14 protein-coding genes are annotated in these 15,525 nt (G+C 71.8%); 4 read left to right on the top strand and 10 right to left on the bottom strand.

From position 1 onward, the window contains the following. Positions 1 to 279 precede the first annotated feature (279 nt). Positions 280 to 1,116, top strand: a complete 837-nt coding sequence (locus AB0L89_RS28750) for a Tat pathway signal sequence domain protein (RefSeq protein ID WP_365146900.1) — start codon at positions 280 to 282, stop codon at positions 1,114 to 1,116. A 30-nt stretch (positions 1,117 to 1,146) separates the two neighbouring features. On the opposite strand, the gene AB0L89_RS28755 is transcribed toward AB0L89_RS28750, so the two are convergent. The 6 genes from AB0L89_RS28755 to AB0L89_RS28780 form a co-directional block, all read right to left on the bottom strand. Then, positions 1,147 to 2,163, bottom strand: a complete 1,017-nt coding sequence (locus AB0L89_RS28755) for a DUF5954 family protein (RefSeq protein ID WP_365146903.1) — start codon at positions 2,161 to 2,163, stop codon at positions 1,147 to 1,149. 141 nt (positions 2,164 to 2,304) lie between these two features. Beyond that, entirely contained in the window at positions 2,305 to 2,685 is a 381-nt protein-coding gene (locus AB0L89_RS28760; protein ID WP_365146906.1) for a hypothetical protein, read from the bottom strand. 222 nt (positions 2,686 to 2,907) lie between these two features. Next, a complete protein-coding gene (locus AB0L89_RS28765) occupies positions 2,908 to 3,657 on the bottom strand; it encodes a dienelactone hydrolase family protein (protein WP_365147249.1) in 750 nt (249 codons plus the stop codon). Positions 3,658 to 4,089: 432 nt separating this feature from the next. Further along, complete coding sequence (locus AB0L89_RS28770) at positions 4,090 to 4,482, bottom strand: GntR family transcriptional regulator (protein WP_365146909.1); 393 nt, start codon at positions 4,480 to 4,482, stop codon at positions 4,090 to 4,092. Between the two features lie 2 nt (positions 4,483 to 4,484). Next, positions 4,485 to 5,432 (bottom strand): DUF1648 domain-containing protein, encoded by a 948-nt coding sequence (locus AB0L89_RS28775; protein ID WP_365146912.1) that lies wholly within the window; start codon positions 5,430 to 5,432, stop codon positions 4,485 to 4,487. 78 nt (positions 5,433 to 5,510) lie between these two features. Beyond that, positions 5,511 to 6,899 (bottom strand): FAD-dependent monooxygenase, encoded by a 1,389-nt coding sequence (locus tag AB0L89_RS28780; protein ID WP_365146915.1) that lies wholly within the window; start codon positions 6,897 to 6,899, stop codon positions 5,511 to 5,513. A gap of 402 nt (positions 6,900 to 7,301) precedes the next feature. On the opposite strand from AB0L89_RS28780, the gene AB0L89_RS28785 reads away from it, so the two are divergent. Genes AB0L89_RS28785 through AB0L89_RS28795 form a run of 3 tightly spaced genes read left to right on the top strand, consistent with a single transcriptional unit; the run spans position 7,302 to position 11,051 of the window. Next, positions 7,302 to 8,714, top strand: a complete 1,413-nt coding sequence (locus AB0L89_RS28785; protein ID WP_365146918.1) for a family 2B encapsulin nanocompartment shell protein — start codon at positions 7,302 to 7,304, stop codon at positions 8,712 to 8,714. A 23-nt stretch (positions 8,715 to 8,737) separates the two neighbouring features. After that, positions 8,738 to 10,153: a family 2 encapsulin nanocompartment cargo protein terpene cyclase gene (locus tag AB0L89_RS28790; RefSeq protein ID WP_365146921.1), complete on the top strand. Its 1,416-nt coding sequence runs from the start codon at positions 8,738 to 8,740 to the stop codon at positions 10,151 to 10,153. Between the two features lie 4 nt (positions 10,154 to 10,157). Continuing rightward, positions 10,158 to 11,051, top strand: coding sequence for a geranyl diphosphate 2-C-methyltransferase (locus AB0L89_RS28795; protein WP_365146924.1), 894 nt, complete (start codon positions 10,158 to 10,160; stop codon positions 11,049 to 11,051). A gap of 83 nt (positions 11,052 to 11,134) precedes the next feature. On the opposite strand, the gene AB0L89_RS28800 is transcribed toward AB0L89_RS28795, so the two are convergent. The 4 genes from AB0L89_RS28800 to AB0L89_RS28815 all read right to left on the bottom strand — a co-directional run bounded on the left by AB0L89_RS28800 (position 11,135) and on the right by AB0L89_RS28815 (position 15,515). Beyond that, the gene (locus tag AB0L89_RS28800) at positions 11,135 to 13,201 is read right to left on the bottom strand and encodes an iron ABC transporter permease (protein ID WP_365146927.1); all 2,067 of its coding nucleotides are present in this window, start codon (positions 13,199 to 13,201) and stop codon (positions 11,135 to 11,137) included. Between the two features lie 4 nt (positions 13,202 to 13,205). Further along, entirely contained in the window at positions 13,206 to 14,186 is a 981-nt protein-coding gene (locus AB0L89_RS28805) for an iron-siderophore ABC transporter substrate-binding protein (RefSeq protein WP_365146930.1), read from the bottom strand. Then, on the bottom strand, positions 14,183 to 15,043 hold the full coding sequence (locus AB0L89_RS28810; protein ID WP_365146933.1) for an ABC transporter ATP-binding protein: 861 nt from the start codon (positions 15,041 to 15,043) through the stop codon (positions 14,183 to 14,185). The genes AB0L89_RS28805 and AB0L89_RS28810 overlap by 4 nt, the downstream gene beginning before the upstream one ends. 178 nt (positions 15,044 to 15,221) lie before the next feature. After that, the gene (locus AB0L89_RS28815) at positions 15,222 to 15,515 is read right to left on the bottom strand and encodes a hypothetical protein (protein WP_365146936.1); all 294 of its coding nucleotides are present in this window, start codon (positions 15,513 to 15,515) and stop codon (positions 15,222 to 15,224) included. Positions 15,516 to 15,525: the final 10 nt, after the last annotated feature.

The raw sequence follows: 15,525 nt of genomic DNA on the forward strand, positions 1-15,525 counted from the left end.
CCTCCTGAGGGTACGGCGATTCGGGGATTGATCCTGAAGTGTCCCTCACGTACGACGCCGCACTGTCCGCATCGTGCGCCACCGTGCCCGCACCGCAACGGAATTGACTCGATACCGCCCCACCCGCCCCACCACACCTCGCTCCGCCCCATTGACGATGCACGGTCATGACGGGACTCTGTACCACACTTGCGAACACCGTTCATTCACGTGAACACACGAGCGTGAGCGGCGGCACGCGTCATGAAGGACCAGCCAGCCATGAGGAGGCAGCGGGAGATGAGTGGATTCCAGGGCGGTACGCAGCAAAGGGGCGCGTCCCGCAGAGGACTTCTGGGCGCGGCGCTCGGCGGCGCGGCGGCGGCCGCGCTTCCCGGGACCGCCTCGGCCCTCTCCGGCATCACCGCACCCGCCGCGCCCGCCGCCGAATGGCGGCTGCGCTGGTCGCCGACCGCCCGCGGCGACGGCATGCGGGCCTGGGAGACCGTCGAGGACGACCGTGCGAACTCCCATCCCGCGGCGAAGCCGCACATCCGCACCGACGGTGACAACTGGCGCTTCACGATGCACACGGTGGACCGGGACACCGCGGGCGACCGGCAGCGGCAGGAGGTCACCGGGTGCCGCGACGGCGACTCCTTCCTGCGCTGGCTGCCGGGCCAGACCTGGCGGCTGACGTACTCCATGTACATCCCTCAGTCCCTGCGGGCGACCAGCACGTTCACGCACATCATGCAGATGAAGCAGCCGGGCCAGGGCACGTCACCGATCGTCGTGCAGTCGCTGCGGCGGGTGGACGGGGTGCAGACCATCGAGCTGAAGGTGTTCGGCTCGGACACGCTCGTCGGCCGCACCGCGCTGTCGCCGCTGCACGACAAGTGGACCGACGTCGATTTCCGGATCACGATCGGTGACGCGTCGTCGGGCTCCGTACGCTGGATCCTCAAGAGCGGCGGCAGCACGGTGATCGACGAGTCGAAGTCCGGGGTCGACACCTTCCTCGCCGACCGGGTCCGGCCCAAGTGGGGCATCTACCGTTCCCTGGGCGACAGTTCGGGCTCGCTCAAGGACTGTCACCTGCTCCTCACCGGGCTCCGCGCCTATCAGCTCGCCTGAGCTGACCGCGCGGGGCCGGACGGATCGGCCTCACTGGTGAATGGTGCCGTCCTCGTCCATGGTCGGGTGCATCTTCGTCGGGCCGTATGTGTCCTGGTCACTGGGGCGGGGCGGCTCCGGACCGTCGGGGCCCAGGCGGACCAGGCGCTGGATGCGGCAGATACGGAACAGGCGCTTGCCCACGCGTACTTCGTTGGCGCGCCCCGCGGCCTTGAAGCGGTCCGCGGCGCGCGCGTACGCGGCCTTGCGGGCGGCGTCGAACTCGTACAGCAGCGGCCAGGTCTCGGTCATCGCGCTGTACAGCGTCCGCCGGGCCTCGTGCGGGGTGGGCCTGAGCGTGCTGAGCGGCTGCCAGCCCTCCTCGTCGCGCTCGGCCACCCCGAAGCCGACCGGCAGCAGCACGACGTCGGGGTGGGTGGCCACGGCCCGCCGGGAGTCGGTGCACACGTCGTCCGGGAATCGGGCCCCGCTGTACGCGAAGCCCCGCAGCGCCGCCAGCAGGGCGCCGGTCATCGGGCTCGCCGGGGACGCGTCGGGGCCGAGCACGCAATCGGCGTCGCAGGACCTGGTGGCCCGTCGGGGCATGGTCCAGGAGCGGTCCGCCGCCTCCCGGTCGGTGGGCCGGGGTGGCTCCAGGCCGTCCTCGCCGATCCGCGCGAACTCGTCCCCGCGCACCACGCGGTAGCGGGTACCCCGCACCTCCAGCTCGTCGACCGGCTCGCGTTCGAGCACGGCGACCGCCGCGAGGAGTTGCCGGCGCTCGCCGGGGTCGTCGGTCTCGTCCTTGGCCCGGAACCACAGGTGGGAGTTGAGCGCGTCGCGGACCTGCTGGGGCGTGCCGTCCACCACCGGTTTCAGCACCCGCCACGCCGCGTCGGCCGCGGGGTCCCGCACCGCGAGTCCGAAGACCGGTCCGCGCAGCGCCAGATGCGGATAGCGCACCGAGGCGTCCACCGCGTCGGACTCCGCCACCAGCTCGGCGGGATCGTCCCGGTCCACCAGACCTGCGTGGAGCCGGGCCAGGTGCCGCTTCCAGTCGTCGGTCATGTGCTCATGGTGCTGCCCTCGACGCGGGCGACGGGCCGGAAGGCCGCAAATGATCGGAATCCCTCGGCTGAGGCATCCGAATGGCATCGGGATGCGATCAAGGGGCTTGCCGGGTGACCGCCGGGCGTGACGCACGCGGCGTCAGGTCGCTCGTCGGCGGGGCGGGCCCGCGCCGTCCCCCTGAAGGGTGATGTCCAGCCGCTCCGAGGCCCGCCATTCGCCGGTGGTACGGCTGATGAGGTAGCTCACCCGGGCGGAGCCCGGCCTGGGGTGCGGGATCGTGAAGAGGGTCGTCTGGCCCACTTCGGCGGTGTCGACGACGTGTGTCTCGATCCGTGAGGTGCGCAGCACTCCGGTGTCCCAGCGCAGCTGCACCTGGTCTCCACCGCTCATTCCCGCGTACGGCTCGACGCGGACGACGAGTTGCGGGGTGCCGTCGGGCACCACCACGGCGCTGCCCACCGCCTCGTCGATCGTGGGTGCGGCCAGCCGTTCCACGGCCGCATCGGAGACGTCTGTCATGTTGTGCTCCCCCAGGTCCCGTCGTGGGTCGCCCTGTCGTCCGCGTCGGCACGCCGTCACCGGAAAAGGGACGGCGTACCGACGTCGTTGCTCCCATAGTGCTCCGCACGACGCCCTGCGTACACGTCTCATTCGCCGTTTCCGTGCGCTGTGTTGACGTTCCGGTCATACGTTCGCGACGGCTGGGGAACAGGTGGACGAACAGCGGGCGGAACCCGTGATTCAGCCGCCGTTCAGGGTGCGTCCGAGGAGCGGGAGCAGCCGGTCCCAGTGGCGCCGCAGCGCCTCGGCGTCGAAGGCCTCGGTGTCGGCCATGGTGAAGCCGTGGACCGTGCCCGGATAGACCTCGTTGGTGTAGCCGACGCCCGCGGCGTCCAGCGCCTTGTTGAACGTGCTCATCACCTCCGGCGTCATGTCGTTCTCGGCGAGGCCGAGATGGACCTCGGCGGTGAGCCGGGGGACGGAGTGGTGCGGACTGTCGGGTGCGTCGGTGACGAGTTGGCCGGGGTGGAACCCCGCGACGGCGGCCACCTGATCGGGGTGGGCCGTCGCGGTGCGCATCGCGAGGACCGCGCCCATGCAGTAGCCGATCGCGGCGACCGGCCCGTCGCTCACCTCGGGCCGGGACGTGAGGAACCGGAGGTAGGCGTCGGCGTCACTCAGGGCGCGTTCGGCGGTGTGCGCCTCGATCAGAGGCATCACCTGCGCGAAGATCCCGGGCCTGGCCTCTTCTCCGATGTGCTCGGGGAGTTCGACGACCGGGGTCGGGCCCTGTCGGTAGTAGACGTTGGGGAGGAGTACGTAGTACCCGTGCCCGGCCAGTTCGCGGGCCATCTCCTGGAGCACGGGGCGCACGCCGAAGGCGTCCATGTACATCAGCACGCCCGGGTGGCGCCCGCCGTCGTCGGGGAAGGCGGCGAAGGCGTCGGCCTGGCCGTCCGGGGTGGGGATCTGCAGCGTCGTGGTGGGAATGACGGGTCTTCCTTCCTTGTGCCGGCGCCGGTGAGCGATCCCTCTCTCGGGGCCGGGACCGACCGGCGCCGAGGGCCACGGTCGAGATCACTTCGACGGGGTCGGGGTCGCGGTCGGCCGGAGTGCACACCGGCAAGCACCAACGATCACCGCCGCCGTTCACGGGGTCAAGCCCGGCGCCTTCCACAAGCGCGAAGCCGGCTCGTCCGCGCCGGTGGTCGCCCTGTGCGAGGCGGATCGGGCCGGTGGGCCCGCGGATGCCACAGCCTGCGCGGCGCGCCTGTTTCGCGGCATGAGCGTGTTCGGCACAGCACTGCGGGCCCAGCGCCCGACAGCTCGTCCTCTACTCCGTGAGGCACGTCTCCATGAGCCTGCTGATCAGGTCGACCGAGATCTCCCTCGCCACCGCCGGATCACCGGCGGCACGCCGCGTCACCCCCCGGAGGCGGGTGAGGCGGTGCCGGGTGCCATGGCCAGGCCGCTTCGGACGAGCGTCAGGAACTCCTGGTCCGTGAGGCCGAGTTCGCGCGCCTGCGCGATGAGGCCGTGCACCGCATCGGTGAGGCGGGCCCGGTCCGCGGCGCCCCGCGCCGCCGTGATCACCGCGCCCCGGCCGCGGCGCAGCTCGATCAGCCCCTCGTCCCGCAGCCGCTGGTAGCCGCGCAGCACCGTGTGGACGTTGACGCCCAGCGACTCGGCGACCTCTCGGGCGGACGGCAGCCGCTCGCCGGGAGCCGCCGAGCCGTCGGCGATCGCTCCCCGAACGCAGGCGGCGATCTGCTCGCCCAGCGGCACGGGAGAGCCGGGGAGCACCCGGAACAGCATCGCTAGTCTCCCTTCGCGCCATGACGGTCCACCAGGCCGTTGAGCAGCGAGGCGGCGGTGGCCGAATCGTCGACGGTCACGACGTACTCACGGCCGCCCACCGTACGGACCGAGAGCGCCTCCCCCGAACGCAGCACCACGCCCCGCCGGTTCGGGCGTATCCGATAGCCCCAGCCGCCGAAGTCGCCCATGGCGTCGACCTGGACGCTGCCCGCGTCGACGATGCGGCCGAGCGGCAGGGCCAGGCGCGGCCGGGGCAGCACCGTCGAGGCGACGGTGAGTCCGCGCCGGTCGACGGTGACCCGGATCCTGGCCGACGCGACGCAGGCCAGTCCGAGGAGCAGCACGAGCACCCCCGCCCACCAGGAGCCGAACACCGCGCCGACTGCCCCGCCCACCACGACGGCCGCGGCGGCGAACAGCAGCGCGCGCGAGGTCATCGGGCGGCTCCAGACCGCCGCCTCGCCGTCGGCCAGGGGCAGCGGGGGCGCCGACGGCGCGGGGGCGGGGCGGGGGCCCCGCCCGATCAGCCACCAGGCCAGGGCGCCTGCGGCCAGGCCCGCGAGCACCAGCACCGCCAGGTGCCACAACGGCATCCGCACCCCGGCCGGGTCGGTGGTGTCCGCGTTGGCGAGGACGGTCACGATCAACGGGTAGGCGACGGTGGCGGCCGTGCCCGCGCCGATCGCGACGGCCGTCCTCGCCTGCGTCGGCTCCTTGGCGCTCAGGGCCAGGACGGAGAACAGCAGGCCGAGGCCGGCGAGCATTCCGGCGCCGAACCACAGTGCCGTGGTGCGGCTCATGAAGTCGTCGGCCGTGCCGCCTCCCGAGAAATGGGTGGCGATCCGGTCGGGCAACCGGTCGTAGTGCGCCAGGAAGACACCGACGTACGCGACGACGGCGACGACGAACGGCACGGCCGTCAGGGCTCCCCTGCGGAAGGCAGTCATCCGGCTTCCCCACCTCTTATAGTTGTTCGCATTCAACTAGAACAACTACAGCGTACGTCAACTCGACTTCGCACCCTTTCAGTTCACGGCGTCGCGGCCCGCGCGGCGGGTGAGCGCGCGCCGCGCCACCTTCACCAGGACCGCCGGGCGGAACAGCAGCGAGGGCGGGTCCGTCATGTTCAACACCCGTACGAAACGGGCCCACACATCCGGTTCGCGCACGGCGAGCGCGAAGACGTGGCGGTTGTACCAGTGGGCGAAGCGCGCGGAGAGCGGCTGTCCGTCGGGCGCCCACATGAGGTCCGAGCTCGTCGCCAGGGTCCAGGGGACCTGGATCACGCGGGCCGCGCCGCGCTGGTAGGCCCGGCTGAGGCCGTCGAGTCCGGCCGCGCCGGCCCGGCAGCGGCTCAGCAACCCGCCGAGCAGCTCCGCTTCGAGCGCGGCGACCGTGAGCCCCTGCCCGTACACCGGGTTGAAGACGCAGAGCGCGTCGCCGACCGCGATCAGGCGTTCGGGCCAGCGGGGGTTCTTGTGGTGCAGGCGCCACTCGTTGCCGGGGTTGGTGTAGCGGTGGATCTCCCCCTGCCGGGTGCCGCGCTTGATCTGTTCGGCGATGCGGGGATTGCCGAGCGTGCGGGCGAATTCGAGATAGCCCTCGTCGTCGGTGGGCGGGACGTGCCGGTCGACGCCGAACAGCGAGCACATCCAGCGATCGTGCTCCACGGCCAGCACGACTCCGCCGCGCGGGACGCCGGGCGCGAAGGCCATCTGGTACGCGATGTCGAAGTCCTGCGGGTCCCGCGGCGGACGTTCGTAGCACGCGGACGTATAGGTGATCTTCGCCTTCACCACGGCCGGGGCGGACGCCGGGAGCCCCGCGTCGGCGAGCCACCGGTCGACCGGGGTGGAGCGGCCCGAGGCGTCGACGACCAGGTCGGCGGGGACGTCGACGGATGCGTCGGCGCCCTCGGTGCGGTAGCGCACCCGGTCCAGGCGGTCGGGTGCGCTGCCCGTCACCGTCTCGCAGCGCGTCGCGGGGAGCATCCGCACCGCCGGGAGCGCCGACACCCGCTGCCGCAGGCGCCGTTCGAGCTCGTCGCGCGTGAAGGTCTGGACGGGAATGCCGACCGGGTCGGTCGGCGCGTAGCCGGTCGGGAGCAGGAAGCTCATCCGCTCGCCGTAGTCGAAGACGGGCGCGCCCAGTTCGGCGAGCTCCGCGCGCAGGCCGGGGAAGAGGACCTCCAGCGCGTCGCCGCCCCGGGCGAGCAGCGCGTGCGCGTGGTAGCCCTGCGGGACATGGGGATGCACTCCGGTGTCGGGACGCACGGGGTCGCGCTCCAGGACGAGCACTTCGGCGAAGTGGTCGGCCAGGACCCGTGCGGTGACCAGCCCGGCGTATCCGCCGCCGACGACGACGGCCCGTTCCCAACGGGCCCCGGACGGCGGACTCTGCGCTTCCTCGGTCATGGCGGTCCCGCTCCTCTCGGCAAGACCCTGAGCCTGTGGGCCGGACGAGTCCGCAGGCCCGCGAGTCCGCGACGGTGGAACATCGGAGTATGACCCCGGCAGCGCCCCGGTCCGAGCGAGTTCTGTCGCGTTTGTGACGCCCCACCACGAGAAAGCGCCGGTGGCACGGCGCGACGCCCCGGCGAGCCCGACTCGATTCCGTCGGTACCCGGGCAAACATCGCACGGGCGCGATCATCGTATCGAGTTAATGTCACCGGTTTTCCTTGGTCCGCGGGGCGAGCCCGCCACTAATGTTCCCCTGGATCTGACCGGATTCCCGTTTAAATAAGCCCTTTTACTCCTGTTGCCCGATGACGTCCTCATACGGGCGTCACCGACCTGAGCAAGGAGAGCTCGCCCGATGACCGTTGACTCGAGCCCGGAAGCCCGCGTGGAGCCGCCCCGGCAGTCCAGCCTGGGCACCGCGGCCGCCCGCAACCTCGCCAGTACGACCAAGTCCGCACCGCAGATGCAGGAGATCACCTCGCGGTGGCTGCTGCGGATGCTGCCCTGGGTGGAGACCAAAGGCGGTGTCTACCGGGTCAACCGCCGCCTGAGCTACACCGTGGGCGACGGAACCGTGGAGTTCGTGCAGGACGGCGCCAGCGTGCGGGTGATCCCCCGGGAGCTCGGCGAACTGGCCCTGCTGCGCGGCTTCGACGACGTGGAGGTGCTCGGCGCCCTCGCCGACCGGTGCGTCCAGCGCGACTTCCGGGCCGGCGAGACCCTCGTGGTGCGCGGCACGCCCGCCGACCAGCTCCACCTGATCGCCCACGGGCGGATCAGCCAGACCTCCGTGGGCAGTTACGGCGACGAGATCGATCTGGACGTCCTCGCCGACGGCGACCTGTTCGGCGAGAACGCCCTCCTGGACGAGGACGCCCGGTGGGAGCAGAACGCCACCGCCGAGACGGCAGGCACCCTCCTCACCCTGTCGCGCGCCGACTTCGCCGCGGTGGTGGACACGTCCCCCGACCTCCGCGCCCACCTCGACGAGTTCACCGCGCGCTCCCAGCGGCGGCAGAACCACCGCGGCGAGGCGGAGATCGCGATGTCGGCCGGCCACACCGGCGAGCAGGAGCTGCCCGGCGCGTTCGTCGACTACGAACTGAACCCCCGCGAGTACGAACTCTCCGCCGCGCAGACCATCCTGCGGATCCACACCAGGGTCGCCGACCTCTACAACGGCCCGATGAACCAGACCAAGGAGCAACTGAGGCTCACCATCGAGGCGTTGCGGGAGCGCCAGGAGCACGAGCTCATCAACAACCGGGAGTTCGGCCTGCTCCACAACGCCGACTTCAAGCAGCGCCTCCAGCCGCACGCCGGTCCGCCGACCCCGGACGACATGGACGAGCTGCTCTGCCGTCGGCGCGGCTCCAAGTTCTTCCTCGCGCACCCCAGGACGATCGCGGCGATCGGGCGCGAGTTCAACGCGCGCGGCATCTACCCCGACCACGTCGACCTCGGCGGCCAGCAGGTCCCTGCCTGGCGCGGCGTACCGATCCTGCCCTGCAACAAGATCCCGGTGACGCAGGAGAAGACCAGCTCGATCCTGTGCATGCGTACCGGCGAGGACAACCAGGGCGTCATCGGTCTGCACCAGACCGGCCTGCCGGACGAGTACGAACCGGGTCTGTCGGTGCGGTTCATGGGCCTCGACGAGAAGGCGATCACCTCCTACCTCGTCAGCACCTACTACTCCGCCGCGATCCTCGTGCCGGACGCGGTCGGCGTACTGGAGAACGTGCAGATCGCCCGCTGGCCCCAGTAGTCCACCCCACCGAGGAGCCATCGATGCCCGTGCCCGATCAGGCACCGCCGCAGTCGAGCGTGCCCGAGGCAGCCGCCCGTTTCGGGGCGCAGGTCCTGGCGGACGCCGCGGCGCGCGCGTGCGACATCCGGGCCGCGACCGGCGGCCCGCCCTGTCCGTCGACGCCACCCGAACCACCCGTCGCGGTCGCGGTGTCCGAACCGCCGAGCGCGGTCGCGGTGACCGAACCATCCACCGCGATCTCCGTGCCCGAGCCGCCACGCGCGGTGCCCGTACCCGAACCACCCGTCCCGGTCTCCGTGCCCGCGCAGGCCGCGGGACCCGTCACGGATCTGCCCGCGCCCTCCGCGGGCGCCGACCTGGCCCGGGTCCTGGCCGGTCCCACCGGCCTGGGCACGGCGGGCCTGCGGCTGGTCCTGCCGCAGGAACCGCCGGCGCCCTCGCCCGGTGGGGTCGCGCAGGGCCGGCCGATCCCCGGCCTCTACTTCCATCCGGTGCCGGAGCCCGATCCGGCGCGGGTCGAGGAGGTCAGCCGGCGGATCAAGTCGTGGGCGGTGGACGAGGTCTCGCTGTTCCCCGACGACTGGGAGGAGCAGTTCGACGGCTTCTCCGTGGGCCGCTACATGGCCGTCTGCCATCCGGACGCGCCCACCGTCGACCATCTGATGCTCGCCACCCGCCTGATGGTCGCCGAGAACGCGGTCGACGACTGCTACTGCGAGGACCACGGCGGCTCGCCCGACGGCCTCGGCGAGCGGCTGCTCCTGGCCCACACGGCTCTCGACCCGGTGTACACGACGCCGGAGTACCAGGAGCCGTGGGCGGCATCGCTCCACTCGGACGCGCCCCGGCGCGCCTACCGCTCCGCCATGGAGTACTTCACGCAGGTCGCGAGCCCCTCCCAGACCGACCGGTACCGGCACGACATGGCGCGGCTGCACCTGGGCTATCTCGCCGAGGCCGCCTGGGCCCAGGAGGACCGTGTGCCCGAGGTGTGGGAGTACCTGGCGATGCGCCAGTTCAACAACTTCCGCCCCTGCCCCACCATCACCGACACCGTCGGCGGCTACGAACTGCCGGCGGACCTGCACGCCCAGGCCGCCATGCAGAAGGTCATCGCGCTCGCGGGCAACGCGACGACCATCGTCAACGACCTGTACTCGTACACCAAGGAGCTCGACGCTCCCGGCCGGCACCTGAACCTGCCCGTCGTGATCGCCGAGCGCGAGGGCCTCTCCGACCGGGACGCCTATCTGAAGTCCGTCGAGGTCCACAACGACCTGATGCGCGACTTCGAGACCGAGGCCGCGGCCCTGGCCGCCGCCTGCCCCTTCCCGACGGTGCAGCGCTTCCTGCGGGGCGTGGCCGCCTGGGTCGACGGCAACCACCACTGGCACCAGACCAATACGTACCGCTACAGCCTGCCCGATTTCTGGTAAGAGAATGGATTTATCTGTGACCAGCACCGAACTCACCGCCACCGACGCCCGTGTGCGCATCCCCGGTCCGGCGACGCCCTACCAGGGCGACATCGCCCGCTATTGGGACGGGGAGGCCAGGCCCGTGAACCTGCGTCTCGGCGATGTCGACGGTCTGTACCACCACCACTACGGCATCGGCGAGGTCGACCACGCCGCGCTCGGCGACCCCGAGGACAGCGAGAGCGAGAAGAAGCTGATCGCCGAGCTGCACCGGCTGGAGTCGGCGCAGACCGGGGTGCTCCTATCGAACCTCGGCGACATCGGGCGCGAGGACACCCTGGTGGACGCCGGCTGCGGCCGTGGCGGCTCGATGGTGATGGCGCACCAGCGCTTCGGATGCTCGGTCGAAGGCGTCACGCTCTCCGCCAAGCAGGCCGAGTTCGCGAACCGGCGCGCCGGTGAGCTGCGCATCCAGGACCATGTGCGCGCCCAGGTCTGCAACATGCTCGCCATGCCCTTCGAGACCGGGCAGGCCGCGGCCTCGTGGAACAACGAGTCGAGCATGTACGTCGATCTGGACGACCTCTTCGCCGAGCACTCCCGCGTGCTGAAGGTCGGCGGCCGGTACGTGACCATCACCGGGTGCTGGAACCCCCGGTACGGCCAGCCCTCGAAGTGGGTCTCCCAGATCAACGCGCACTTCGAGTGCAACATCCACTCGCGCCGGGAGTACCTGCGCGCCATGGCCGACAACCGCCTCGTGCCGCAGGCCGTCATCGACCTCACCCCCGACACGCTGCCCTATTGGGAGCTGCGGGCCACGTCCTCGCTGGTGACGGGGATCGAGGAGGCGTTCATCAACTCGTACAAGGACGGGTCCTTCCAGTACGTGCTCATCGCGGCCGACCGGGTCTGACCCACTGCCGTCCCGGGGCCCGTTCCATGGGGGAACGGGCCCTTCCCGTGCCGTGGGGACGGGAAGGGCGTCGTCACGGGGCGTCAGCGGCGGCTGCGCACGAGCAGATAGAGGAAGTACGGCGTGCCGATGACGGCCGTCATCAGGCCGGCGCCGAGCTGGGCCGGGGCGATCACGGTCCGGCCCACCATGTCGGCGGTGCAGACGAGGATCGCGCCGAGCAGCACCGCCACCGGCACCACCCGGACGTGCTGCCGGCCGACCAGGGCGCGGGCCGCGTGCGGGGCGACGAGGCCGACGAAGCCGATCGTGCCGGCGGCGGCCACCGCGGTGGCGCTCAGCAGCACGCTGAGGACGAGGAAGCCGAGCCGGCCGCGGCCGAGGTTCAGGCCGAGCAGCCTCGGGGTGTCCTCGTCGAGGGAGACGAGGTCGAGTTCCGTGCGCCGGGCGACCGCGAGGGCGAGGCCCACGGCGAGGACGGCCGCGAGGGGCACCGAGTCGGACAGGGTCCGCCCGTACGTCGAGCCCGACAGCCAGGTGAGGGCCTTCGTCGCGTTGAACGGGTCGGTGAGGATGATCAGCAGGCTGATCACGGCGGACGCGCCGGTGGCGACGCCGAAGCCGACGAGGACGAGGCGGTTCTGCTGGAAGCCGCCCCGCGCGGCGAGGCCGAAGACGAGGACCGCGCTGACGGCTGCGCCCGCGAAGGCGCCGGCGGCGATGCTCCACGAGCCGGCCAGGGGCACCGTCGTCACCAGGATGACGGCGCCCAGCGCGGCGCCGTTGGTGACGCCCAGGATGCCCGGTTCGGCCAGCGGGTTGCGGGTCACGGCCTGGATGAGCGTGCCGGCCAGGGCGAGCGCCGCGCCCGCGAGCAGAGCCGCGACGACACGGGGCATGCGGGTGTCGAGCACGAAGGAGACGGTCTGACCCGCCCTCCCCTGCGCCCAGTTGACCACGTCGCCCAGGAGCAGCTTGCTGTCGCCGAGCAGGACGGCGGCGATGCCCACGGCGACGACCAGGACCACCAGGACGGCCGTCGTGGTGAGGAAGACCGTCCTGCTCCTGATGCGCAGCCGGTCGGCCGGGGCGGCGCCGGCCGTGTCCTTGACCCGCGCGGCCATGACGACGAGGAAGGCGGCGCCGACCAGGCTGGTGACGACGCCGGTCGGCACGCCGACGGCGGCGTCCGGCGACACGACGGCGCGCAGTAGGACGTCGGAGCCGAGCACCAGGGCGGCGCCGGTGAGACCCGCGAACGGCAGGCGCGCCCGCGACCGCGTGAACGCACGGAACCTGCGGGCGAGGGGCCGCACCAGGGCCGGGGCGCACAGGCCGACGAAGCCGATGGGTCCTGCGAGGCTGACGGCGGCGGTGGACAGGAGCGCGGCGAGCACGACCGCCGTGACGCGCGTGGAGCGGACGGGCACGCCGACGCCGCGCGCCGCGTCGTCACCGAGGGCGAGGGCGTCGACCCTGCGGGCGAGCAGGATCAGCCCGACGAGGCCGACGACGCCGATGGGTGCCATCTGGAGCACGGCGTCGAAGCCGTTCTGCCCGATGCTGCCCTGGTTCCACTTGTAGATGCCCTCCGTCTCCTGGGGGAACAGCAGGAGGAGGCCTTCGGTGACGGCGGTGAGGCCCAGGGTGAGGGCGCTGCCCGCGAGGACCAGCCGGACGGTGCCCGCGCCGAGTCCGGAGAGGCCGAGGACGACGGCCGCCGCGGCGAGGCCGCCGACGAAGGCGATGCCGGAGGTGGCGAACAGCGGCAGGGAGAGGCCGGTGGCGGCGGCCAGCGCGAGCGCCACGTAGGAGCCCGCGTTGACGGCGAGGGTGTCGGGCGAGGCGAGGACGTTGCGGCTGACGGCCTGGAGGGCGGCGCCTGCCATGCCGAGTACGGCGCCGACGAAGAGCCCCGCGGCCATGCGCGGCAGCCGGGAGGCGATGACGACGGACGCGTCGCCGGTGTCGGCCCGGCCGGTGAGCGCCTTCCAGACCTCGGGGGCGCCGACCGCGGCCGTGCCCTGAGTGATGTCGACGACCGCGAGCGCGGCGACGAGGAGGACCAGTGCGGCCGTCACCGCGGCCGCGCCCGTGCGGGACGTGACGGTCGGCGGACGGGGTGCGGGGGTGGTTGCGGTGACGGCCATGGCGCTACTTCGTCAGGGCGGCGACGAGGGAGTCGACGTACTGGTTCATCGACTCGGGGCCGCCGAACATCCAGACGCCGTCGGGCAGTCGGTGGACGTTGCCCTTCTTGACGAACGGCAGCGACGTCCACACCTTGTCCTTGGCGAGGGCGTCGGTGAACGGCGTGCTGCTCTTGTCGCCGTCGTTGCCGATGTAGGCGAAGTGGACGTCGTCGCCGAGCTTGGTGAGGCCCTCGACGTCGGTGGAGCCGAGGCCGTAGGCCTTGTCGCCCTTGACCTTCCAGGGGTTCTTCAGGCCGAGTTCGCCGTTGACGGCGCCGATGAGCGAGCCGCTGGTGTAGGGCCTGATCGTGACCTGGTTGGAGACGTCGTAGCCGTCGGCGAAGGCGAGTTCGGCGCCGGCGAGGTCGGCGCCCGCGAGCTTCTTCCTGCCCTCGGCGAGCTTCGCCTCGAAGTCCTTCTTGAGCTTCGCGGACCGCTCGGTGGTGCCGGTGGCCTTGGCCAGGAGGTCGAGGTTCTCGGTCATCTGACCGATCGGGTCCTTGGCGTCGGCGGGGCGCAGGTTCAGGACCGGGGCGATCTTGCGCATCTGCTTCACGGCGGCGGCGGGCAGGTCCGTGGTCGCAATAATGAGGTCGGGCTTGAGGGACGCGATGGAGTCCATGCTCGGCTCGCCGCGCGTGCCGACGTCCTTCGGGTCGTTCTTCAGCGGGACGGCGGTGTCCCAGGTCTTGTAGCCCTTGACGTCGGCGACGCCGGTCGGGTCGACGCCCAGGGATATCAGGCTCTCGACGGCGTTCCACTCGGTGCCGACGACCTTCTTCGCGGGCCCGTCCAGCTTCACCTTCTCGCCGGTGCCGTCGGTGAGGGTGATCGCGCCGTCGCTCTTCTTCGCGTCGTCGGCGGCGGGCTCGGTGGTTCCGCAGGCGGTCAGGGTGAGGGCCGCGGTGGTGGCGGCCGCCGCGGTGAGGAGGAGGCGTCTCATGAGGTGGTGCTGAGCCTTTCGCTTCGCGAGTGGTGGCGGCCGATGGCGCGGGTGCGCAGCCGGCCGGTGGCGGGATCGGTGTCGACCTCGATACGGATGCCGTACGTGTCGGTGAGCCGCTGCGGCGTGAGGACGTCCTCGGGGGCGCCGTCGGCGATGATCCGTCCCGCGTCGAGCAGGAAGATGCGGTCGGCGACGGCCGCCGCCTGGTCGAGGTCGTGCAGGACGGCGCCGACGGCGATGCCGTGGTCGTCCGCCAGGTCCCGCATGAGGTCGAGGAGTTCGACCTGGTAGCGCAGGTCGAGGTAGGTGGTGGGCTCGTCGAGCAGCAGTACGCCCGTCTCCTGGGCGAGACAGCCGGCGAGCCAGACGCGCTGGAGCTGGCCTCCGGAGAGGTGCTCGGCGCCGCGTTCTGCGAGGTCGGAGACGCCGGTCAGGGCGAGGGCGCGGTCGACCGCGGCCGGTCCGTCCGGGTCGGCCTTGCCCCAGCGGCCCCGGTAGGGGTAGCGGCCGAACTCGACGACGTCGCGCACGGTCAGGCCGCCCGGTGTGGGGCGGCCCTGGGTGAGCAGCGCGACACGGCGCGAGAACGCGCGGGGGCTCAGCGCGAGCCCGTCGGTGTCGCCGTCGATGACGAGCGTGGCGCTCCGGGGTCGCTGCAGCCGCGCGAGGGTGCGCAGCAGCGTCGACTTGCCGCTGCCGTTGGGGCCCACGAGGACCGTCACTTCGCCGGGGCGCAGCGTCATGGCGGCGTCGTGGACGACGTCGACGCCTTCGTACGCCACGGTGACGCCCGTGGCCGACAGTTCATGGCCTTGGGGACGCGTGGCCGCCGAGGTCTCTTCACCTACATGCACGCAGCAGAGGTTAGCCTAACCTTAATAGACGGCGAAACGGGGGGCCATCTCCTCTCACAAGAGGAAATCCGGACGACTTCACCGCTGAGGCCCCTCCCGCCTCATCCGGCGTCGTCCCTCCCTGCGGCGCAGGACATGGCTCAGCATGCCGACGGCCTCCACTCCGGAGTGTCCGCTCTCAGCGAGCCGCAGCACCGTGCACTCCAGGAGCAGGGTCGTGGAGGGCAGCTCCTGTCGGGAGGGGTGACGGCACGTCCGGAGCCGCGAAGTACGCCGGGAAGCCGCGCCGGACCAGATGGTCGGCGTACTCCTCGGTCTGTCCGGCGTGCCCGCTGCCGGTGAGCGCCTCGACCGCGACCGCCGCGATGTCCGCGGCGTCGATCAGGGGCTTCTGCCCGTGCCCGGTGGACAGTTCGGCCTTCCCCGCGACGACGGCGTCACGCAGGAACGCCTCCTCGCCGAGGTTCTGCATGCACCACGGA

The sequence above is a fragment of the Streptomyces sp. NPDC052114 genome (genome assembly GCF_040680155.1).
GTDB lineage: Bacteria > Actinomycetota > Actinomycetes > Streptomycetales > Streptomycetaceae > Streptomyces.